Raw genomic sequence first — 19,916 nt, forward strand, 5'->3', positions numbered from 1 at the left:
AATTTGCTTGGCGACCATAGCATTTTGGACCCACCTGACTTCCATTCCGAACTCAGAAGTGAAACGAAATAGCGCCGATGGTAGTGTGGGGCTTCCCCATGTGAGAGTAGGACATCGCCAGGCTTTAAATTTAGACTTAAATGTCTAACCAGTGCGGAGCGGTAGTTCAGTTGGTTAGAATACCGGCCTGTCACGCCGGGGGTCGCGGGTTCGAGTCCCGTCCGCTCCGCCATTTATTTAGACGAAGCCCTAGCAGAAATGCTAGGGCTTTTTCGTATATGCATAAACTTGGCCTTTGACCAACGAGTCCCGCTTGAACGCAAGCCCGGCCGTCCCGCCATTTATTTAGACGAAGCTCTAGCAGCAATGCTGGGGCTTTTTCGTATATTCAATATTCGTCTTCCCCTCAAAAGTCATTGTGCTATTGACAGAAGTTATGAATAAGTAGCTTAAAACTTCCTCTTTTGTTAGCCTCTTCTGAACTTACATTCATTTAGCTAGTTAACACCATTGTTGAAACGGTGCTTATTTGTTCTAAGTGACACCTGTAACTTTTAAAATATATCTAAACTCCGAGTGCTGGGCTTTGCTAAATTCTAAGATTTCATCGTCACTATCGCCTCAAATTTGATTACAATGTCGCCATTAACTTTTTGGGGGAATTATGGGACAACTAGCCGTTTTGGGTTTTATTGCATTGGGTGGCGCATTTGGTGCATGTTCTCGTTACTTAATTTCTGAACTTTGTGTGATGCTACTTGGTCGTGGCTTTCCGTACGGAACCCTAACCGTAAACGTGGTTGGTTCATTTATTATGGGTCTGCTAATTGCGGCCTTTGAAAGTGAGATACTTGCAACCGATCCTTGGCGCCAAATCATTGGATTAGGCTTTCTTGGTGCACTAACAACATTCTCCACGTTCTCGATGGATAATGTTCTTTTAATGCAACAAGGCGCTTTCTTAAAAATGGGCCTGAACATTTTATTGAATGTTGTACTAAGTATCTCAGCGGCATGGATTGGCTTTCAGCTATTGATGCGTAGTTAGTCAAATTTTGAACAACTCGGCTTGGTTTAACCAAGCCGTTTTTATATACTGATTTTACTTGTCGGAGTGCCATAAGGCTGAGACCGTTAATTCGGGATCCGTTGAACCTGATCAGATTAGAATCTGCGAAGGGAACAAGAGAAGATATCTACACCAGAATTCTAACTGGTCGACCTATCAAATAGTCGAATGTTGTTATAGACGAAGAGCACTCGCTCAACTTGTCTTTAATTCGATTCCTCTTGTCGCATCTATCCGCCAAGCATTTTTATCCCAATACTTTTTATCTAAGCATAACAAAGCAAGGAAAAATGCTATGTCGAGTCGCAAGCAAGCGAGACTGGAAGCAAAACAGTTCATTGATACACTTTCGGTACAACCGTACCCCAATTCAAGCAAAGTCTACGTAGAGGGTTCACGTCCTGATATTCGTGTGCCAATGCGTGAAATATCACTCGCTGATAGCCTTATTGGAGGCACAAAGGAAGCGCCTATTTTCGAGCCTAACGAGCCAGTACGCGTTTACGATACCTCGGGTGTATACACAGATCCAGAACACACAATAGACCTCTACAACGGCTTGCCTAAGCTGAGAGAAAGGTGGATTGAAGAGCGTACCGATACTGAGCTACTTGATGAAGTAAGTTCGGTTTACACCAAAGAACGCTTAGAAGACGATACACTAGACGATCTTCGTTATGGTAATCTACCACGTATTCGACGTGCTAAAAGTGGGCAGTGCGTGACTCAATTGCACTATGCTCGCAAAGGTATTATCACCCCTGAAATGGAATACATCGCCCTGCGTGAAAATATGGGGCGTGCTCAATACCGTGATGAAGTGCTAAATCAACAGCATCCGGGTCAAAGCTTTGGAGCGAATCTTCCAAAAGACATTACTGCCGAGTTTGTGCGTAAAGAAGTCGCCGAAGGTCGCGCGATTATCCCGTCTAATATCAACCACCCAGAATCCGAACCAATGATCATTGGGCGTAACTTTTTGGTCAAAGTGAACGCCAACATCGGTAACTCATCGGTCACTTCTTCGATTGAAGAAGAAGTAGAGAAACTAGTGTGGGCGACGCGCTGGGGTGGCGATACCGTTATGGATCTCTCTACTGGGCGCAATATTCACGAAACTCGCGAGTGGATTCTACGTAACAGTCCGGTTCCTATCGGTACCGTACCAATGTACCAAGCGCTTGAGAAAGTGAATGGTGTTGCGGAAAATCTTAACTGGGAAGTGATGCGCGATACTCTGATCGAGCAAGCAGAGCAGGGCGTTGACTACTTTACTATCCATGCCGGTTTACTACTTCGTTATGTGCCAATGACTGCAAAACGCGTTACTGGCATCGTTTCTCGTGGTGGTTCTATCATCGCGAAATGGTGTTTAGCGCATCACCAAGAAAGCTTCTTATATACTCACTTCCGAGAGATCTGTGAAATCTGTGCTAAGTATGATGTCGCACTATCTCTCGGTGATGGTCTGCGTCCTGGTTCGGTTGCCGATGCGAACGACGAAGCGCAATTTGCTGAGCTTCGTACCCTTGGTGAGTTAACCAAGATTGCGTGGGAATACGACGTACAGGTGATTATCGAAGGTCCCGGTCATGTTCCAATGCATATGATCAAAGAGAACATGGAAGAGCAGTTGGAGCACTGCCATGAAGCCCCTTTCTACACACTTGGTCCACTGACGACAGACGTCGCTCCTGGTTACGACCATATTACTTCAGGTATTGGCGCTGCCATGATTGGCTGGTATGGCTGTGCAATGCTTTGCTACGTAACTCCTAAAGAGCATCTTGGCTTACCAAACAAAGAAGATGTGAAAGTAGGCATGATCACTTATAAGCTTGCTGCGCACGCCGCTGATTTGGCTAAGGGACACCCAGGTGCACAAGTTCGTGATAACGCGCTTTCTAAAGCTCGCTTCGAGTTCCGCTGGGAAGACCAATTCAACTTGTCACTTGACCCTGATACCGCGCGCGCTTTCCATGACGAAACCTTGCCTCAAGAGTCTGGAAAAGTTGCTCACTTCTGTTCGATGTGCGGACCAAAGTTCTGCTCTATGAAGATTTCGCAAGAGGTTCGAGAATATGCGAAAGACACTGAGCAAGTTGCTGCGGACCAAGCTATCTCGATCAAAATGCTCGATGACCCTCTTGAGGGTATGCGTCAGAAATCGCAAGAATTTAGAGATACAGGTTCTGAGTTATACCACCCAGCAGCACATGCCGAGGTAAGTGACTAATGAGCAAAATCCTTATTCCGTCATCATTGATTGAACTGACAGGTTTAGTTCAGCAATGTTTGTTGTTGGCGAAAGAACAGGGTTTTAGTATCGAAGACATTGAGTTGGGTGTGAGCCTAACTCAATCTATTCAGCTCGTTCGCGACCAACAGACCACACACATAACGACTGATCTCCTTGATGATTATGACTCTGAACATGAGAGTTCATTTGTGTTCTATTACCGCTCTGCTTTATCGGTAGAAGCGTGTGCTAAGCAACCGTCGAAAGCAATTTATATTGGCATTGCTGATACGCAGGTATCCGATGAAAAGGAGAAAGTGCTTCAGCTTGATATCTGGCGTCACCCAATTAACAACGAAGTGAGAGCGCTTTCCGTTAAGTCTAAACCCAACGCAATGTTCGATCCCGAACATCACCTTGCTTGGATAGTAACGCTGAGAGTACTCGATTTTCCTATCGAAGATGCGTTAACACTTGCTCGAGGAATGCTAACTCAACAAGCGAATGTTTCACGTGAAACACTGTTGAATGACAACCTTGACGAGGGAAGAGCTACTCTGTGGGCTGACGAATTTGATGATTTCCCCACACCTGTACTGGAGGATAACCGACTCGGTATTCAAGTTGGTTGGTCAGCACAAGGGGAGAGCATTAGCTTTCCAACTCTAACTAAGCAAAATCTAGGGCTCTATCCAGTCGTTGATGATGTTGTTTGGATTGAGCGTCTACTGCCACTAGGCATCAACACTATTCAACTGCGAATCAAGAACTCACAACGAGCCGATTTAGAACAACAGATCATTCGAGCAATTGAGCTAGGTCGTCAGTATCAAGCACAAGTGTTCATCAATGACTATTGGCAGTTGGCAATCAAGCATGGCGCTTATGGTGTTCACCTGGGACAAGAAGACATTGAAGAATCGAATTTGGCTCAGCTAACTAAAGCCGGCATTCGTCTTGGTCTTTCTACTCATGGTTATTATGAGCTACTGCGCATCGTACAAATTCATCCTAGTTACATCGCGCTAGGGCATATTTTCCCAACCACCACTAAACAGATGCCATCGAAACCACAAGGTTTGGTGCGCTTAGCACTGTATCAAAAGCTGATTGATAGCATTCCTTACGGAAACAAAGATCTGGCTTTCCGTCCTGCAAAAGACAAAGCAGTTAGTGACTATGTGCTTGGCTTTCCGACGGTTGCAATTGGTGGCATTGACCAATCTAATGCAGGTCAAGTTTGGCAAACAGGTGTTTCCAGTTTGGCAGTTGTGCGAGCTATTACGTTGGCAGAATCACCTCAGTCCGTTATTGAGTTTTTTGCACAACTGATGAAGGAAAGACAACTAACGTTTACTGATCAGAATAGTGAATTGGCGAATACCAAGAGAGGCGAGCATGCTCACGGATAAGCAATTCATTCGCTATCAACGCCAAGTCGCTCTACCTGAAATTGCTGAAAGTGGGCAAGAGCGTTTGAGTAAATCTCATGTGCTGATCATCGGTTGTGGTGGGTTAGGAAGTGCTGCGAGTTTGTATTTGGCGTCAGCGGGTGTTGGTAAATTGGTTGTGGTTGATGACGATGAAGTTGATAGCAGTAACCTACAACGTCAGATCATTTATCGTGAACAAGACCTCCAAGTTGCGAAAACAGAAGCTACTGTAAAGCAACTGACTGGCCTTAATTCTATGGTTCAAGTTCGTGCTCTCAATAAGCGATTAGACAAAGCACAGCTTCAACTTGAGGTGATGCTAGCGGATGTGGTGCTCGACTGCACCGATAACATGCCAACGCGCCAGCTCATTAACCAAGTTTGTTTCGAGCAAAATACGCCACTTATCTCAGCGGCGGCAATTGGTTGGCAAGGACAATTCGCTGTCTTTGATTACCAAATACCAAGTGAACAAGAAGCGCAGAGTAAAGCCTGTTACCGCTGCTTGTATCCGTTTGACGAACTACCACAAAGTCAAAAATGCAGTGAGAGCGGTGTCGTCGGTCCGGTGGTGGGCACACTTGGTAACTACCAAGCGATAGCGGCAATTCAAAAACTGGCGACGGGAAAGTTTCATGTCGAGACTGCCAAGTTGCATCTGTTTGATGGGTTGAAACTGCAATGGCAAACCATGGCGATAAGTAAAGATAAACAGTGCCAAGTGTGTGCTCAGATTTAGCTTACGAGTCATGGGTAGAATTAAGAGAGTTGGAAGCAATGACGTTATCAGAACCACAAACAACACAAATGACCGCTGCTGACTTAGATGTGATCACTATTGTCATCAATGATCAGTCACATCAAGTTGCCAGTCAGTCGAATCTACAGCAAATCATTAGTCAATTTGCGCTGCCTGAAATGGGCTGTGTTTTTGCTATTAATAACAATGTTGTGCCACGCAGTGAGTGGGCTAGCACAGTTCTTTCACAGGGAGATTGCATCTCTTTGTTTCAAGCGATCGCAGGGGGTTAAAGTCGATGCTTAAAATTGGTGATAAACAATTCGAATCAAGACTGTTCACGGGAACAGGGAAGTTTGCCAACAGCCGACTAATGGCAGAAGCGATTCAAGTGTCGGGATCTCAACTTGCAACCATGGCGTTGAAGCGTGTGGATGTGAACGATCAACAAGACGATATTTTGCTGCCGTTAGTACAAGCGGGTGTGAACTTACTACCGAACACCTCAGGTGCAAAGAATGCTAAAGATGCTGTGTTTGCTGCACAACTGGCGCGAGAAGCGTTGGGGACTAACTGGCTAAAACTGGAAATTCATCCAGACCCGAAGTACTTGATGCCCGATCCAATTGAGACACTTGCAGCCGCAGAGCAATTGGTTCGCGAAGGTTTCATTGTGCTTCCTTACTGTCATGCTGACCCAGTTTTATGTAAACGATTGGAAGAAGTAGGCTGTGCTGCGGTCATGCCATTAGGTGCGCCGATCGGTTCTAACAAAGGGATAGTTTCTCACGATTTCCTAGAGATCATTATCGACCAAGCTAATGTTCCTGTCGTTGTCGATGCGGGTATTGGCGCACCTTCACATGCCGCGCGAGCGATGGAAATGGGCGCGGATGCCGTGCTCGTCAATACTGCGATTGCAGCTTCGAGCGATCCCGTTGCGATGGCGAAGGCATTTAAGTTGGCGGTAGAGTCGGGGCGTATGGCTTATGAAGCCGGACTTGCTGGTAAGGTTTCTCATGCGGTTGCGTCGAGTCCACTGACGTCATTCCTAGATGAGCTTTAGTCCTAGATTGGTTTAGCTATTAAGCGAGGAAAACATGAGCTTCGTTGAACAATTTAAGCAGCTCAATTGGGATGACATTTCGATGTCGATCTACGCGAAAACGGCACAAGATGTTGAGCGAGCATTGAATAAACCCAAGCGTGATTTGGAAGACTTTAAAGCGCTAATTTCACCAGCGGCTGAAGGATATTTAGAGCAAATGGCGCAGTTGTCATACTCGGCAACTCGCAAGCGTTTTGGTAATACCATGTCGCTTTATATTCCATTGTACCTTTCTAACTTGTGCGCCAATGCTTGTACTTATTGTGGCTTCTCGATGGAGAACAGAATCAAGCGTCGCACTTTGAATAGGGACGAAGTGGCTGCAGAAGTCGAAGCCATTAAACGCATGAAGTTTGATAGCGTATTGCTGGTGACTGGTGAACACGAAACCAAAGTGGGCATGAAATACTTTCGCGAAATGGTGCCGATGATTAAGAAGCGCTTTAACTATTTGGCGATGGAAGTGCAGCCGCTAGATCAAGACGAATACGCAGAGCTCAAGACATTGGGTTTAGATGCGGTGATGGTCTATCAAGAAACATATCATCCTTCGACTTACGCCGAGCACCATCTGCGTGGCAATAAGATGGATTTCGAATACCGATTGGATACACCCGATCGTCTTGCAAAAGCAGGCATCGATAAGATCGGTATCGGTGCTTTGATCGGGTTGGAAGAGTGGCGTACCGACTGTTTTTATGTGGCAGCGCACTTGGACTATCTTGAGCGCACGTATTGGCAGACTCGTTACTCGATTTCTTTCCCGCGTTTGCGTCCTTGTGAGGGGGCCAGTTCTTTAAACGGAAAGCAGCCAAAATCAGTCATGACGGATAAGCAGCTTGTTCAGTTGATTTGCGCTTATCGTTTGTTGAATCCAGAAGTGGAGTTGTCATTATCGACTCGTGAGTCACCGAAGTTCAGAGACAACGCATTGCCGTTAGGCATTACCAGTATGTCTGCAGCATCGAAAACTCAGCCGGGTGGGTATGCGATGGATGATGTTGAACTCGAGCAGTTTGAGATCAGTGATGAACGAAGTGCGGGTTCTGTGGAAGATATGATTCGAGCCAAAGGCTTTGACCCAGTATGGCGAGATTGGCACTCGGCGTATTCTGGTTAAGTAGTAAAGAAAGCCACTGGTCATCGTTATGTTTCACGTGAAACATAGGCAAAAAAGAAGGTGGTATGCAAAACATCAACCCTCTACTTTTTCTAGCTTCTAGCTTCTAGCTTCTAGCTTCTAGCTTCTAGCTGTATGCTAATGGTAGCGTTGCTTGACGAAGCCACTCTTTCACATCACCTTCAACTAGCGGGCTGATCTCATCCCAAACCTTCTGATGGTAGTCATTCAGCCAAGCAAGCTCTGGACGAGTTAGCATATCAACATTGATGTTGCGCTTGTCGATTGGGCAGCGTGTTAGCGACTCAAATGACAGAACGGGGAAGTCACCGTTAGTTGGGGTTTCAACAACAAGCTCTAGGTTCTCGATACGGATACCAAACGCATCTGCACGGTAGTAGCCCGGCTCGTTGGATAGCACCATTCCCTCTGTTAGAGGCACGTCGATTTGCTTCTTCGAAATGCTCGCTGGACCTTCATGAACACTTAGGAAGTGACCAACACCGTGACCAGTACCGTGATCGTAATCGTAGCCTTCCGCCCATAGGTGCTGACGAGCTAGCGTATCGATTTGGTAACCACGTGTACCTTTCGGAAAACGTGCACGAGCAACACCGATGTGACCTTTTAGTGCAAGAGTGAATTGTTTTATCATCTCTTGTGAAGGCTGACCGATCGCGATGGTACGCGTGATATCTGTCGTGCCATCTAGATACTGACCGCCTGAATCCACTAGGTAAAGTGTGTTCAGTTCTAGCTTACCTGGTTCAGGTTGGTTTTCGTGGTTGTAGTGACACATCGCCGCGTTGCCACCTGCTGCCGAAATGGTATCGAAGCTAAGGTCCATAAGTGTCGGATCTTCGCTACGGAATGCTTCTAGTTTGTCTGCCAGTGTTGCTTCATCATGCAGATTACCTGCAACGACTTCTGCATCTAACCAAGATAGGAACTTACTCATCGCAACTCCATCGCGGATATGACATGCTTTCATGCCCGCGATTTCAACTGCGTTCTTCGCCGCTTTTGGCATCAGGCATGGATCGGCTTTACTCACCACTGATGCGCCAGCGTTTTGAAGAACCAACTTAAACCACGCGTTACTTGTCGCAGGGTCAACCAGTACATTCTTGCCAGTGAGGGTTTCTAGTCGCGCTTGCAATGCTTCTGGTTGATGAACTGTTACGCCCGTACCAACGTGAGCGTCAAACTCAGCAGGTAGGCGAGCTGGATCTAGGAAGTATTCCACGCTTGAATCTGAATGCAGAATCGCGTGAGAAAGCAGAACCGGTAGGCGAGATACATCAAGACCACGAACGTTGAGCAACCAACAGATAGAATCAAGTGCTGTGATCACTGCGCTGTCTGCGCCGGCTTTTTTTACGAGCTCTGCGATTTCTTGGCGTTTGCTTTCGCTTGATTGTCCAACCGCTTCTGTTGCCATTAGGCGAACATCAGAAACCACAGGAGCAGGGCGGTCGTGCCACAGCTCATCAATTGGGTTGCTGTCGAGAATCTTAAGCTCAAGTGCACCTGCAAGTTTTGCTTGTGCCATGTCTAGCCAAGCTGAGTTGTGCATGCGAGGGTCGATTGCCACAGACGCACCATTTGCAAGATGGTCTTTAATCCAATCTAGCGCAGGCTCTTCAATCAGGTGACGGTATTCGAATAGATCAGCAGGAACCTGCTTAGTTACTTGTACCGTGTAGCGACCATCAACAAAGATAGCGGCTTTGTCTTTGGTGATTACCGCAGCACCAGCAGAACCGGTAAAACCTGTTAGCCAATGTAAACGCTCGTTGTGCGCTGGTACGTATTCGCCCAAGTACTCGTCTTCATGAGGGACAAGTAGGGCATCAATATTATGTTGTGCTAGCCATTCGCGAATTGCATTCACGCGGCTTTGGGTATCGTTGTGCATCTGTGTTATTCCTTCAAATTACCGCTCCTTCATGCTCAGGTGTGGGAGCTGTTTCCATCTGCTTCATGCAGTTTACGATTCCATTGAGGTTCGCAATCACTTCAATAGAGTCGGAGTACAACAGACCATAGATGAGCCAAAAAGGACTATCGACTGTTAAGCTACTCATTTTACCGTAAGAGCGCAAATTGCGTCCGGGATTTTTATCTAAGATGATCGGTTTTTTGCGTGATCATGGTACGTAGCCAAGTTAAAGCTGGGTCATTTTCTCTGTCTCGGTGCCAGAACAAAGTGTAAGCCATTGGCGGGAATTCGAGTGGCAGAGGTAGCAATGCCATGTCGTGTTGTTTGGCTGCCAGCTTCACAAAGTGGCTTGGCGCGGTAAACACAAAATCAGTGTATGAACACAAACTGGCGGCACTGTTAAAGTCCGGTACGGTGACTGCGATATCACGTTCGCGACCAATGTCGGCTAGGCGATAGTCGAGCAACCAACGGTCGTTGCCATCACAACGCACCTGAACATGGCGCAGGGCTAGATAAGCTTCTAAGTTCCAATTACCACGCAAAGCCGGGTGGTCTTTACGTACGATGCACATTTGGTGGTCGCGATAGATTTCCTGCTCACAAATGTCATCTGGCGGCAGCATAGTCAGCTTGGCATCGTTGATGTCGATATCTCGACCCGTCATGCCTAAATCGATTTCACCGCGCTGAATCATCTTGAACGTTTGTTCCGACCAAGAGTGGGTGCTTATGGTCACGCCTGGTGCTTGTTGGAATATTGCTGGCAAGAAGTGGGGCAGAATTAGCGGGTAGACACTCTCTACCGCTGCGATTTGAAAACGGTACTCACTGCTCTGTGGAGAGAACTCTTCAGGTTGAGTCAGCACCTCAAGTTGGTTTATCAACAGATCTAGTTTCGGCTTAAGGAACAATGCACGCGGTGTAGGCGTCAATCCGTGTGAGTTTCGAGTGAACAAAGGGTCATCAAACTGAGTGCGTAACTTGGCCAAAGATTTACTCACCGCAGACTGGCTCAAGCACAGCCGGTGCGCAGCTCGAGTGACATTAAGCTCTTCCATCAATACCTTAAAACAGACCAACAAATTGAGGTCTAAACGCACTAATTTTTCGACGTTCACAGTGATTTTCCTCGTGGGAATAATGGTCATGAGTATACATCATTTCCATTCATATCATCAGATGATTAAGCTTTGCGCAAAGTTCTTGTTCAATTTGGAGTGTTTTGTGTCTAGCCATATTACAAATAGCAAAAAACAGATGGCGCTGTTGACCATGTTAGTTCTGTTCAGTCCGCTTGCGATTGATATCTACCTACCTGCTTTGCCTCTTATCGCGTCCACTTTTCAGGTAGAAAATGCACTGGCACAAGACACCATCACTTGGTTCCTATTTGCTATGGGTGTTGGTCAGCTATTCGCTGGTCCCTTGGCAGATAAACTTGGACGTCGAACTGTTGCATTGGGAGGTATCACCATCTACGCATTGAGCGCTGTATTGGCGTGGAGTGCTCAAAATATTGAGTGGATGTTGACGGCTCGTTTGCTACAAGGCTTAGGTGCATGTGCAACATCTGTAGCAGCCTTTGCAACAGTTCGCGATATATTCGGTCCGGAAAAAAGTGGCAAAATGATCAGTTACCTTAACGGGGCGATCTGCTTTATCCCTGCATTGGCGCCTATTTTAGGCAGTTGGCTAACCCAGCAATTTGATTGGCGTGCAAACTTCAGCTTTATGGCTGTTTTCGCTGTTATTGCTGGTGCGCTGATGTTTTCGGGCCTGAAGGAAACTAACCCGGCCACAGAGAAACAAGCGGTCTTTAAATTAAGTCGTTACTGGGCAGTGCTGAGTACGCCGTCATTCATCTTCCACGCATCACTGTGTTTGATGGCGATGGCTGTGATTCTTGCTTACGTAACGTCTGCCCCCGTGGTGTTGATGACAGGTATGGGACTGTCGATGAATGAATTCACTTTCTGGTTTGGTCTGAACGCAGCATTTAATATCGCAGCTTGTCTGCTAGCACCGAAATTTATGGATCACTGGGGTACGCATAATTCGCTTGTTGTTGGTATCTGCTTACTTGCGATTGCTGGTGTGATCATGATGGTGATGAAAGAGCACAACACGGCGCTGTCTTTCATGCTACCAATCTTTATCTCATCGGTCGGCTTTGCTTGGATTCTTGGCGCCGCAGCAGGTAAAGCGTTGGAACCGTTTGGTGATAAAGCGGGTACTGCGGCTGCACTGCTTGGTTTGTTCCAGATGAGCGGTGCAGGTTTGTTGGTCGGTACGCTACAACGCTTGTCACTTGAGCCGCAAACTCTGATTGCGATTCATATGTGGGTATTACTTCCAGCGTTGGTGATTCTGTTTAGCAAAGCTGGTAAGAACTGGCATGCGAAATTGGCCAATGCGTAAAACTTGGTAATTTAGTATTTTCCAATGTTACTAACGCGTGTATATTTGTCATTCAAACTATTCTCGACACCATAACGGAACTCATAAAGTAATGTCGTTAACCACGTATGAAATGGCTCGTATCCTAGAGCAAATGGAAGAGTCACCAGAAAAGGTGATGTTTGGTAAGTTGCTAAACGAATTAGGCAACCAAAGCTCTGAGCGCATTCGTAGCGCGGCAAAACAAGTTCCTGTGCCAGTATTACGTGATCTTGTGTATCAATTTCAGCAAGTGATTGAGTCACGTAAGGGCGAGCAAGTAGAACAGATGGCAAAAGACCTCGCGAAGCAAGGCATCTCTGCTGAAGAGCTACTGGCTTACTTAAACAAATAATAAAAAATCCCCGCATCATGCGGGGATTTTTTTAGTTGGTAATTTTCTTCTTCAGGATATGGTCGAGAGACAGTGGTCCTGGTCCCCACACAATGACGATAAGAATCATCAAACCCCAGAGTTGGTGGTCATAAAAGCCTTTCTCCCACAGCAGTGGGTAAGAGACCACTGCGATAATATTAAACACAAACAGAATCGCAGCCATCGGGCGGGTAATCAATCCTAGTGCCAAGAACACAGGTAGAACTAATTCTGCTGCCGTACCTAAGTAAGCCGCTAGTTCCCATGGCAGTATTGGTACTTGGTATTCCAGCTCAAATAAATACAGTGTGCTATCCCAAGACGAGATTTTAATTAGCCCTGAATTGAAGAATACCCATGCAACCCACAAGCGACAAAAGAGAAGCAGTAAAGGGACAAAGCCAGCTTGTAGAGTACTGATTAAATCGTCGTACCGATTGACTAAGTTTTTAACCGTATCCGTCATAGAGTGCTCCTTAGATTGATTTCAATGTAAAGCCGTCGACGAGATCGAGTGCCATGATGCTATTGAGATGAGCGAGTAAAACTTCAGGTACTTCGCTCAAACTCTGCTTCTGCTCTAAACATTGCAGCAGTTGGAACACATCGGCATCGAGTGCGTGACACAAGGCTTCTCCATTGGCTTGAATCGAGATAACACCTTGCTGTAATTGGTTGATATTAAGTTGTTCGAACTGCCCAGTTTGAATTGCGCTAAACAAATCAAAGACTGCGTAGCTAGAGTCAAAGCTGCGGCAGCCTTGCTTAAGATGCAAAACCAAAGCGGGTTGTTGCTCTTCACTCACTTCTCTAAGTAACGTAAGCGGTTTTAATTCTGCTGCATTGGGTTGTTCATACTGTGCTTGACGAGCGAGGTCGATATGCCACTCGAAGCGTGCGACTTCAGGGCTGTAAGGTGCTTGTGCGATCACCTGACTAAACTGCATGATGGTGTCTTGAAAGTCTTTGCCATAATGCACTACATCTCCCTCTTCCAATGGATAAGTGAGAACGTGCTGGCGAGCCATCTGTTCAAAGCATTCTTCACCAAATAGCGCTTCAACCATCGGGTAGGTTGCGGATAACACCTCACTTAAGCTGACGATAAAGTTATTGCGGTAAATCTGCATGCGTTCATCAGCGGTAAACTCATCACTGGCAATATCGCAATCTTCACCGAGTGCTTGATAGTGTAGGGCTTTAGCAAACTGGCTTTGCAAGGTGGCTAGATTCATGATGCCTTCCTTGGTTCGCTTTGTTCATTTGGGAGTGTGCCTTGCAATAGCAGTTGCGATGCTTTCTGCGCTTCTCCGAGCAAGACTTCTGGCGCGGGGATATCCAAATCCCATTCAATCAACGCATGACGTGGACTGTGTTTCTTTGTCCACTGCGCGAATAACTGCCAAACTTCATCGCTAACTGGGCGGCTATGGGTATCAATCCATATCTCACCTTTGTCGAGTTGTTTGATGGTAAAACCTGCCAAGTGAATCTCATCCACTTTGTCGGCTGGAATTGCATCTAGGTATGTGTCGCAATCAAAACCGTGGTTGAACGCCGAAACATAAACATTGTTTAGATCGAGCAATAAACGACAGTCAGTGCGCTTTTGCACTTCGGTAAGAAACTCCCATTCGCTGATGGTCGAATGTTGAAACTTCACATAACTAGATGGGTTCTCTATCAAGATTTCACGCTGCAAATAATCCTGCACTTCGTCCAAGTTTCGAGTGAACACTTTCAATGCTTCTTCTGTGTAGGGCAGTGGGAGTAGGTCGTTAAAGTAGTGACCGCCGTTTTCGCTCCAACTTAAATGGTCAGAAACAAGAATCGGATTGATTGAGTCAATCAGCGCTTTAAGTTGAGCAAGGTGCTTTTGATTCACACGTTCCACCGAACCTAGTGACAGACCAATGCCATGGCAGCTAATTTGATACTGCTCGCGCAATGCTTGTAATTGATTGCGCTCTGTAGCGTTGGGTTGAAAATAGTTTTCACTGTGGATTTCTAACCAAGATAACTCGGGTTTGTTTTGGCTAAAGTAATCGAGGTGAGGGGTTCTTAATCCAACTCCAACAAGGTCGTGGAAGGTGTGGTGTTTCACGTGAAACTCCTTTTTCAAATCGTGCGAAAAAGAGTAGGATGCGTAGGTTGAGCAACAACGCATCCTCAAAACTTACATAAGGAGAACTAAGAAGAAGTGGTGCTACCACCAGTCAGTTTGTCGCATAGACCTTTTGGTACTACAACAAATGCGTCTTTTTGATTGTCTTCTTTCGATGTACCAGCACATGAACTACTTTTCGTTGCGCAGTCATTTTTACCTGCCTTTGCGACGCCGTAGCATTTCTCTTTGTCGGCAGCGACGGCTGGAGTCGCGGTGAGCATTGTTCCACCAAGTGCTAAAAGGCCGGTAACCGCAGCAGTAACAGCAAGATTCGACTTTTTCATAATACGTTCCTCTGAGTGATTTCCTTTACTTAGATTGGCAAGCTGATTCAGTGTTTATTGTGTGACTACTGTTCATCAACGTGCTTAACTAAAAAGATAGGAAATTGGCATAAAAACTTTCAGATAAATTTATTTTGGAATGATTTGTGGCTGTATTATTTCAACAAGTGATTGATGTGTAGTTTAAAAATACATCAAATTTTTTATGAAATTTTGTCTCATCTGCAATGATTGTTTAGGTTATAATCTATTTCTATGTATAAATAACCAGTAGCGCTCATCATGATGGATCCCTCTTTATTACTCGACGGTTTGAACGATAAACAACGTGAAGCCGTTGCTGCACCTCTAGAAAACTTGCTTATCCTTGCTGGTGCAGGGAGTGGTAAGACTCGTGTTCTTGTTCATCGAATTGCTTGGTTGATGTCGGTAGAGCAAGCTTCTCCGTTTTCAATTATGTCTGTGACCTTTACCAATAAGGCTGCGGCAGAGATGCGTGGTCGTATTGAAGAGTTAATGATGGGCAGTACAGGTGGCATGTGGAATGGTACATTTCATGGTATTTGCCACCGTATTCTGCGTGCGCATTATCTTGATGCAAAGCTACCTGAAGATTTTCAGATCATTGACAGCGACGATCAGCTGCGTCTATTAAAACGTTTAATCAAAGCGCAAAATTTAGATGAAAAACAATGGCCTGCACGTCAAGTGTCATGGTGGATTAACGGCAAGAAAGATGAGGGCCTGCGTCCATCGCACATTGATGCTTACCATGATCCAATCACAAAAACTTATCTACAGTTGTATACCGCTTACCAAGAAGCTTGTGATCGTGCTGGTTTGGTCGACTTTGCGGAAATCTTGCTGCGTGCGCATGAGCTACTGCGTGATAACAAGTTCGTCCGTGAGCATTACCAAGCTCGTTTTAAACACATTTTGGTGGACGAGTTCCAAGATACCAATAATATCCAATACGCTTGGCTACGCATGATGGCAGGCCCTGAATGTCACGTGATGATAGTCGGTGATGATGATCAGTCTATTTATGGTTGGCGTGGCGCTAAAATTGAGAACATCGAGAAATTTACCCTCGAATTCCCAAGCGTAAATACCATTCGTCTGGAGCAAAACTACCGTTCAACCAAAACGATCCTTGAAGCTTCCAATGCTTTGATTGCGAACAATACTGAGCGTATGGGTAAAGAGCTATGGACGGATGGTGTTGTCGGTGAGCCGATCTCGGTTTACAGCGCTTACAATGAATTAGACGAAGCTCGTTTCGCGGTAAATAAAATCAAAGAGTGGCAGGAGAAAGGTGGTGTCTTAAATGATGCTGCGATGCTTTACCGTAACAACGCCCAATCGCGTGTTTTGGAAGAAGCCTTAATCCAAGCAGGTCTACCTTATCGTATATATGGTGGCATGCGATTCTTCGAACGTCAGGAAATCAAAGATGCGTTGAGTTACATGCGGTTAATCGCTAACCGTAATGATGATGCGGCATTTGAGCGTGTGGTAAATACGCCAACGCGTGGTCTAGGTGATAAGACACTAGAAACGATTCGCTTTGCGGCACGTGATCGCGGTTGCACCATGTGGGAAGCGAGTGTAGCTATGATAGAGGAACAAGTGTTAGCTGGTCGTGCTGCTGGCGCATTGAGCCGTTTCATTGAGCTCATTACTGCACTAGAAGACGACACGATGGAAATGCCGCTGCATCACCAAACGGATCATGTGATCAAGTATTCCGGCTTGTTTGCAATGTACGAGCAAGAAAAAGGCGAAAAGTCGAAAGCACGTATAGAAAACTTGGAAGAACTGGTCACAGCAACACGTCAGTTCGAAAAGCCGGAAGAAGCTGAAAATATGTCGCTACTGACAGCTTTCCTAACTCATGCTGCATTAGAAGCGGGTGAGGGACAGGCGGATGAATTTGAAGATGCAGTCCAGCTTATGACACTGCACAGTGCGAAAGGTTTGGAGTTCCCACTTGTCTTTATGGTTGGTGTGGAAGAGGGCATGTTCCCAAGCCAAATGTCTGCAGAAGAGGCGGGACGTTTAGAAGAAGAGCGCCGATTGTGTTATGTGGGTATGACGCGAGCGATGCAGAAGCTATACATCACATACGCAGAAATGCGCCGCTTGTATGGGCAAGATAAATACCACAAGCCATCGCGTTTTATTCGTGAATTGCCAGAAACTTGTTTAGATGAAGTTCGCATGAAAGCGCAAGTCAGCCGTCCTGCAAGTAGTGGCCGATTCAGCCAAACAGTTGTCAAAGAAAGCTTCAACGAAACTGGTTTTTCGCTTGGTTCTCGTGTTATGCATCCAAAATTTGGTGAAGGGACCATCATCAACTTCGAGGGCAGTGGTCCACAGAGTCGTGTACAGATCGCCTTTAACGGTGAAGGTATCAAATGGTTAGTGACCGCTTACGCTCGATTAGAGAAGTTGTAAGGCTTTGCAAAAATTAGCGTATTAAGATTCAGAGCTGCTGCGGCGGCTCTTTCTTATGCTGTTTATGAGTCAACAAACGACAAAGAAAAACCCCGAGGGCTTGCGCCCATCGGGGTTATAGTCTTACTCGCAGCAATCCAGCTACTAAAAGTGCTCCATGCATCGAATCCATGATAGTTCGCTGTATTCCGTCAGCGTAATCCTTGCATCGCCTTCCTAGCGGTGTCCTTGACCTTATCCTGGTCTGCTAACAATCCTCGTTAGCTCTCATCACTTGTTCCCTGAGCGGTGTCCCTGACATCTTCCTGATGTTCAATCCGTGCCTCGTCCAGAGGTGTCCATATCCCATCCTTAGTAGTAACCATCCTAGTTACTATTGAGTCCGTTCAATGTCCAATTTTGCAATCCATGCCCGACTATTCTTCCTGAATAACCGTTTCTTCTTCCTGAAGTTCACCAAGTCCGTGGTGTTTCCTGTTCCGTGTCAGCATCCTTCCGACAGGTTTAATATTACGTGATTAATGGTTCTCAACAATGGCTGAAATTCATATTTTTCCAAGATAGCGGCGTTCAAAAAAAGAACGAACATTTTAAATTCAATGAGTTAGTTTGATTTGAACTAGAATTCTCTACATAAAAAGAGAAGTTTGCTCACCTCCTTGTAAGAGATCTCGCACAAAGGCTCGAGCAAAACACTACTATTGCCCAATCGCCATGCCCTCACGGCGTGGATCCGCAGCCCCTTCAAGTCCATCTTTTAATATACGTATCGCATGCAGCCCAGAGTTCAAATCACGGACATCGGTCTTAAATCCCATTTTTTCTAATTCTGATTGAAAGCTTTCTGCGGTGGTACCTTGTTCAATATCAAAGGTGCCAAAACGGTTCAGTAATCGTGGTTGATCAATCGCACTTTGGATATCCATATCCCATTGAGTGTGGGCAATGATAGTTTGTGCTACGTAGCCAATGATGCGACTGCCGCCTGGAGAACCAATTGCCATGTAGGGTTTATCGTCCTTCATCATAATAGTTGGTGCCATAGAAGAACGTGGGCGTTTGCCCGGTTCTAAGCGGTTTGCGATTGGCATACCATCTTGATGAGTGCGGAAAGAGAAATCAGTAAGTTCGTTATTGAGCAAGAAGCCGCGTACCATCAAGCGTGAGCCAAAGGCGTTCTCGATGGTTGTTGTCATTGAAACTACGTTACCTTGCTTATCGACAATATTGAAATGGCTGGTGGAGGGCAGCTCGATCGATTGATCCATGCTTAAATTCATGGCGTGCGACCAAGGAGGGTTGCCGGCTTCAACCTTACTCAAGGCTTTACCGATTTGAATGAGCTCAGCACGTTGTTTTAGATAATCTTTATCAAGCAAGCCTTCGGTTGGCATTGGTACATAATCTTGGTCAGCCATGTATTTTCCGCGATCTGCAAACGCAAGGCGAGACGCATCGGCGATCACTTGCCATGATTTCGCGCTTTCGGCTCCCCAACCTTTAAGGTCGTATTGCTCGGTGATTGCGAGAATCTGCCCAACCGTCAATGCGCCCGAACTTGGCGGCCCCATGCCGCAAATATCATAGCTTTGGTAAGCAGTACAAACGGGCTCACGTTGCTTGATTTGGTAAGTATCGAAATCGACTTGAGCTAATACGCCAGGGTTCCCTGCTGCACTCTGAACAGTCTTAATGATGTCTGTAGCGATATCGCCTTGATAGAAAGCGTTTGCGCCCTGTTCTGCAATTGCCGTCAGAGTTTGCGCGTATTCAGGGTTCTTCAACAACGTACTTTCGGCTTTTGGTGATCCATCTGGATTGAAGAAATACGCCTTAGTCGTTGAGAAACGTGACAGGCGTTTGGCGTCTTTCTCAATCAGACTAGCGAGGCGAGGACTCACTTCGAAACCTTGCTCAGCTACGGTAATCGCAGGTTGGATGATCTTCTTCCATTCTAACTTGCCGTATTTCTGGTGCGTGTCCCACAGCAGTTTCACAGTGCCTGGAGTGGCAACGGAGCGCCCACCGACAACCGCATCGAAAAATTGCAGGGGTTGTTCTTTATCATCTAAGAAGAGTTTAGGTGTCGCGGCGAGTGGTGCGGTTTCACGTCCATCATACGTAGTCAGTTTTTGTTTCTCACTGTCCCAATACACTAAGAAGGCACCACCACCAATGCCAGAAGATTGCGGTTCCACCAAGCCCAGCATCAGTTGCACGGCAACCATGGCATCAATAGCATTACCACCTTGTGCAAGAACATCTGCTCCAGCTTGGGTGGCAAGTGGGTTGGCAGCTGTGACCATATAATCTTTGGCTTTGACCAATTGCTTTTGCTCAAAGCCAGTGCTGTGTTCTGGTGCAACTGCATCTGCGGCTTGGTTAGCAAAGGCAGGGGTAGATAAGATGAGTGGGGAAGTAAGAAAAAGACCCGTGGTCACGAGTCGTTTGAACGTCCAATGCATGATGACTCTCCATGTTGCCAGTTTTGTGTTTTTAGCTTGGCAGTCATGAAGAGTCACGTCGAGTCAGCAATTACAGAA

At 46.1% G+C, this 19,916-nt stretch carries 17 protein-coding genes, 1 tRNA gene, 1 rRNA gene and 1 riboswitch; of the genes, 12 read left to right on the forward strand and 7 right to left on the reverse strand.

The window, feature by feature from the left end; translation table 11 throughout:
* Positions 1-6 precede the first annotated feature (6 nt).
* The 9 genes from rrf (at position 7) to thiH (ending at position 7,708) form a co-directional block, all read left to right on the forward strand.
* Positions 7-123: ribosomal RNA gene (gene rrf / locus KHN78_RS07930) — 5S ribosomal RNA — on the forward strand.
* A 32-nt stretch (positions 124-155) separates the two neighbouring features.
* Positions 156-232 (forward strand) — tRNA-Asp (locus tag KHN78_RS07935).
* Positions 233-664: 432 nt separating this feature from the next.
* Entirely contained in the window at positions 665-1,048 is a 384-nt protein-coding gene (gene crcB, locus KHN78_RS07940; protein ID WP_128809821.1) for a fluoride efflux transporter CrcB, read from the forward strand.
* Between the two features lie 52 nt (positions 1,049-1,100).
* A riboswitch (TPP riboswitch) is annotated at positions 1,101-1,199 on the forward strand.
* Positions 1,200-1,364: 165 nt separating this feature from the next.
* Entirely contained in the window at positions 1,365-3,305 is a 1,941-nt protein-coding gene (gene thiC / locus KHN78_RS07945) for a phosphomethylpyrimidine synthase ThiC (protein ID WP_211915709.1), read from the forward strand.
* Positions 3,305-4,720 (forward strand): thiamine phosphate synthase, encoded by a 1,416-nt coding sequence (locus KHN78_RS07950; RefSeq protein WP_211915710.1) that lies wholly within the window; start codon positions 3,305-3,307, stop codon positions 4,718-4,720. The genes thiC and KHN78_RS07950 overlap by 1 nt, the downstream gene beginning before the upstream one ends.
* Complete coding sequence (locus KHN78_RS07955) at positions 4,707-5,480, forward strand: HesA/MoeB/ThiF family protein (protein ID WP_211915711.1); 774 nt, start codon at positions 4,707-4,709, stop codon at positions 5,478-5,480. The genes KHN78_RS07950 and KHN78_RS07955 overlap by 14 nt, the downstream gene beginning before the upstream one ends.
* A gap of 38 nt (positions 5,481-5,518) precedes the next feature.
* Entirely contained in the window at positions 5,519-5,773 is a 255-nt protein-coding gene (gene thiS, locus KHN78_RS07960) for a sulfur carrier protein ThiS (protein ID WP_211915712.1), read from the forward strand.
* 5 nt (positions 5,774-5,778) lie between these two features.
* Positions 5,779-6,546: a thiazole synthase gene (locus KHN78_RS07965; protein ID WP_005397059.1), complete on the forward strand. Its 768-nt coding sequence runs from the start codon at positions 5,779-5,781 to the stop codon at positions 6,544-6,546.
* 34 nt (positions 6,547-6,580) lie between these two features.
* On the forward strand, positions 6,581-7,708 hold the full coding sequence (gene thiH / locus KHN78_RS07970; RefSeq protein WP_211915713.1) for a 2-iminoacetate synthase ThiH: 1,128 nt from the start codon (positions 6,581-6,583) through the stop codon (positions 7,706-7,708).
* A gap of 127 nt (positions 7,709-7,835) precedes the next feature.
* Here the strand turns inward: thiH and KHN78_RS07975 are convergent, their stop codons facing one another.
* Entirely contained in the window at positions 7,836-9,626 is a 1,791-nt protein-coding gene (locus KHN78_RS07975; RefSeq protein WP_211915714.1) for an aminopeptidase P family protein, read from the reverse strand.
* Positions 9,627-9,829: 203 nt separating this feature from the next.
* Positions 9,830-10,771, reverse strand: a complete 942-nt coding sequence (locus tag KHN78_RS07980; RefSeq protein ID WP_128809828.1) for a LysR substrate-binding domain-containing protein — start codon at positions 10,769-10,771, stop codon at positions 9,830-9,832.
* A 106-nt stretch (positions 10,772-10,877) separates the two neighbouring features.
* Between KHN78_RS07980 and KHN78_RS07985 the strand changes: the two genes are divergently transcribed.
* Both KHN78_RS07985 and KHN78_RS07990 read left to right on the forward strand, forming a co-directional pair.
* Positions 10,878-12,071, forward strand: coding sequence for a multidrug effflux MFS transporter (locus KHN78_RS07985; RefSeq protein WP_211915715.1), 1,194 nt, complete (start codon positions 10,878-10,880; stop codon positions 12,069-12,071).
* 91 nt (positions 12,072-12,162) lie between these two features.
* On the forward strand, positions 12,163-12,444 hold the full coding sequence (locus KHN78_RS07990) for a hypothetical protein (protein ID WP_005443411.1): 282 nt from the start codon (positions 12,163-12,165) through the stop codon (positions 12,442-12,444).
* A gap of 31 nt (positions 12,445-12,475) precedes the next feature.
* Here KHN78_RS07990 and KHN78_RS07995 read toward each other — a convergent pair whose 3' ends face one another.
* From KHN78_RS07995 to KHN78_RS08010, 4 genes are all read right to left on the reverse strand, one after another.
* Positions 12,476-12,931 (reverse strand): DoxX family protein, encoded by a 456-nt coding sequence (locus KHN78_RS07995; RefSeq protein WP_211915716.1) that lies wholly within the window; start codon positions 12,929-12,931, stop codon positions 12,476-12,478.
* Between the two features lie 10 nt (positions 12,932-12,941).
* On the reverse strand, positions 12,942-13,700 hold the full coding sequence (locus tag KHN78_RS08000) for a DNA-binding domain-containing protein (RefSeq protein WP_211915717.1): 759 nt from the start codon (positions 13,698-13,700) through the stop codon (positions 12,942-12,944).
* Positions 13,697-14,569, reverse strand: a complete 873-nt coding sequence (locus KHN78_RS08005) for a DUF692 domain-containing protein (RefSeq protein WP_211915718.1) — start codon at positions 14,567-14,569, stop codon at positions 13,697-13,699. Before KHN78_RS08005 ends, KHN78_RS08000 begins: the two co-directional genes overlap by 4 nt.
* 86 nt (positions 14,570-14,655) lie before the next feature.
* The gene (locus tag KHN78_RS08010) at positions 14,656-14,916 is read right to left on the reverse strand and encodes a DUF2282 domain-containing protein (RefSeq protein ID WP_211915719.1); all 261 of its coding nucleotides are present in this window, start codon (positions 14,914-14,916) and stop codon (positions 14,656-14,658) included.
* Positions 14,917-15,198: 282 nt separating this feature from the next.
* On the opposite strand from KHN78_RS08010, the gene uvrD reads away from it, so the two are divergent.
* The gene (gene uvrD / locus KHN78_RS08015) at positions 15,199-17,373 is read left to right on the forward strand and encodes a DNA helicase II (RefSeq protein WP_211915720.1); all 2,175 of its coding nucleotides are present in this window, start codon (positions 15,199-15,201) and stop codon (positions 17,371-17,373) included.
* A 698-nt stretch (positions 17,374-18,071) separates the two neighbouring features.
* Here the strand turns inward: uvrD and ggt are convergent.
* Positions 18,072-19,838, reverse strand: coding sequence for a gamma-glutamyltransferase (gene ggt / locus KHN78_RS08020; RefSeq protein WP_211915721.1), 1,767 nt, complete (start codon positions 19,836-19,838; stop codon positions 18,072-18,074).
* Positions 19,839-19,916 lie beyond the last annotated feature (78 nt).

It is taken from the genome of Vibrio sp. B1REV9, from assembly GCF_905175395.2.
GTDB classification, from domain to species: Bacteria; Pseudomonadota; Gammaproteobacteria; order Enterobacterales; family Vibrionaceae; genus Vibrio; species Vibrio alfacsensis.

What these genes read in the sequence shown, in the direction of transcription:
- thiS (WP_211915712.1), top strand. Translation starts at nt 5,519, where the DNA reads ATGACGTTATCAGAACCACAAACAACACAAATGACCGCTGCTGACTTA.
- ggt (WP_211915721.1), bottom strand. Translation starts at nt 19,838, where the DNA reads ATGCATTGGACGTTCAAACGACTCGTGACCACGGGTCTTTTTCTTACT.
- KHN78_RS08000 (WP_211915717.1), bottom strand. Translation starts at nt 13,700, where the DNA reads ATGAATCTAGCCACCTTGCAAAGCCAGTTTGCTAAAGCCCTACACTAT.
- KHN78_RS07950 (WP_211915710.1), top strand. Translation starts at nt 3,305, where the DNA reads ATGAGCAAAATCCTTATTCCGTCATCATTGATTGAACTGACAGGTTTA.
- thiC (WP_211915709.1), top strand. Translation starts at nt 1,365, where the DNA reads ATGTCGAGTCGCAAGCAAGCGAGACTGGAAGCAAAACAGTTCATTGAT.
- thiH (WP_211915713.1), top strand. Translation starts at nt 6,581, where the DNA reads ATGAGCTTCGTTGAACAATTTAAGCAGCTCAATTGGGATGACATTTCG.
- KHN78_RS07995 (WP_211915716.1), bottom strand. Translation starts at nt 12,931, where the DNA reads ATGACGGATACGGTTAAAAACTTAGTCAATCGGTACGACGATTTAATC.
- KHN78_RS07955 (WP_211915711.1), top strand. Translation starts at nt 4,707, where the DNA reads ATGCTCACGGATAAGCAATTCATTCGCTATCAACGCCAAGTCGCTCTA.
- KHN78_RS07965 (WP_005397059.1), top strand. Translation starts at nt 5,779, where the DNA reads ATGCTTAAAATTGGTGATAAACAATTCGAATCAAGACTGTTCACGGGA.
- crcB (WP_128809821.1), top strand. Translation starts at nt 665, where the DNA reads ATGGGACAACTAGCCGTTTTGGGTTTTATTGCATTGGGTGGCGCATTT.
- uvrD (WP_211915720.1), top strand. Translation starts at nt 15,199, where the DNA reads ATGATGGATCCCTCTTTATTACTCGACGGTTTGAACGATAAACAACGT.
- KHN78_RS07990 (WP_005443411.1), top strand. Translation starts at nt 12,163, where the DNA reads ATGTCGTTAACCACGTATGAAATGGCTCGTATCCTAGAGCAAATGGAA.
- KHN78_RS08010 (WP_211915719.1), bottom strand. Translation starts at nt 14,916, where the DNA reads ATGAAAAAGTCGAATCTTGCTGTTACTGCTGCGGTTACCGGCCTTTTA.
- KHN78_RS07975 (WP_211915714.1), bottom strand. Translation starts at nt 9,626, where the DNA reads ATGCACAACGATACCCAAAGCCGCGTGAATGCAATTCGCGAATGGCTA.